Here is a 1,642-nt window from a genome sequence, read left to right as displayed (position 1 = left end):
CGGCGTTTTTCAAGGTAGTTGTCGCCTAAAATAATTAGGCAGCGTCTTTGTGTTGCTCTGGATTTAATTCCACATCACCTATTGGCTGCCAGTTTCTTTCTGCTTTTGACCAACGCTCAGGGCGTTCTTTCCTTTTTTGCTGATACAAGTCCGCTCGCTTCGCTAAGATTACTCTATCAAGCCCTGCATGCCTTTGATTTGGCGTGACAAACTGGATTCGACTATGACGATGCTCATGGTTGTACCAAGACACGAACTCTTTTACCCACTCTCTCGCATCTTCCAAGGTTTTAAACCCCTCTGATGGCCATCTAGGGTGATATTTCACCGTTCTAAACAGCGACTCTGAGTAAGGGTTGTCGTTACTCACCCTTGGTCGACTGCGGGAGGTCTCAACGCCAAGATCATACATTTTTGCTCTCATCGTTAAGCTCTTCATGGGCGCACCGTTATCTGAGTGTAAGACGAGGTCTTTTTTAACGCATCTTTCTGCCCAAACACTGCGTTCCAGTAAATCGGCGGCATGCTCTCCCGTTTCTTGAAGATGTACTTCCCACCCCACTATTTTTCGACTGTAAATATCTTCTATCATGTACAGGTAGTAATGCTGCCCAATCACCGTGGTTGGCAGATAGCTAATGTCCCAACTCCACACCTCATTGGCTTTTTTCGCCGTGTAGCTCGTGGGTTTTTTATGGACATTCCTCGGGGCTGCTTTTCCTCTGTGATGAAGCATGTTTTCCGATTTTAAGAGACGATAAAAGCTGGATTCTGAGGCAATATACTCGCCTCTATCGGCCAATATAGGGACGATTTGGCTGGGTGGTAACGAAGCAAACTCGTCACGCATGCAGACCTCAAGCATCTTCTGCCGTTCTACCTCACTCAGTTTATTCGCCGGTGCAGGCCTGATCACGGTGACTCTTCTATCTTCCCCAATAGAGCCATCATTATACCAACGCTGTAACGTTCTGACTGATAAACCAATCATCTCGCAGGCAGGCTCTTGTCGTGCACCTGACGCCACCGCATGACGGATCCACTGCGAATACTTTTGCCTATCGGCCAGCGTGATTAGCTGTCCTCTTTTTCCTCCCAATAGGCATCGAACTTTTTTCCCAGCACAAGTAACGCCGCACTTTCTGCTAACGCTTTCTCCTTTCGTCTCAGCTCACGCTCTAGTTCTTTAATGCGTTTTTTATCCGATTGTTGCTCCGCCGTGAGCTTAGTGTTTCTTATCGCTTTCGCTGTGTTGCCAGCAACACACGCCTGTTTCCATTGTTTTACTTGCTCAGGGTACAGGCCTTTCTCACGGCAATACTGATTAAACTCCGCTTCAGACAAGACGGCGGTTTCAAGTACGACAGCAAACTTTTCTTCATTTGACCATTTATCTGATGAACTCACTTTTGACTCGCTAAATCCTGATGTGTTGAATTGCTTTTGCCAACTATACAGGGTGGAGAGCTTAATGCCTTCTTGTTCGGCAAACTCACGTCTCGACAACTGGCTTTGGCTGAGTTTCTGTAAGATGGCTTCTTTAAAGGCTCTTGAATGTCTTTGGTAATCCACTGGTTTTAACTTACCGCCCCCTGTCTATTTATAATATCAAATGAGGCGACAACTATCCTGACACAGGGGG

At 46.6% G+C, this 1,642-nt stretch carries 1 protein-coding gene; it reads right to left on the bottom strand.

Annotation, left to right across the window (positions count from 1 at the left end; genetic code table 11):
- Nucleotides 1–34 precede the first annotated feature (34 nt).
- Nucleotides 35–1,572 (bottom strand): IS3 family transposase gene (locus MSP8886_RS22050; protein WP_139063198.1). Its coding sequence is split into 2 segments (ribosomal slippage): nt 35–1,122 and nt 1,122–1,572, totalling 1,539 coding nucleotides; the frame shifts between segments, so codons are not numbered across the junction.
- Between the last annotated feature and the right edge of the window lie 70 nt (nt 1,573–1,642).

This window comes from Marinomonas spartinae, assembly GCF_900089775.1.
Classification (GTDB): domain Bacteria; phylum Pseudomonadota; class Gammaproteobacteria; order Pseudomonadales; family Marinomonadaceae; genus Marinomonas; species Marinomonas spartinae.
This window is presented reverse-complemented; position numbering and strand designations above follow the sequence as displayed.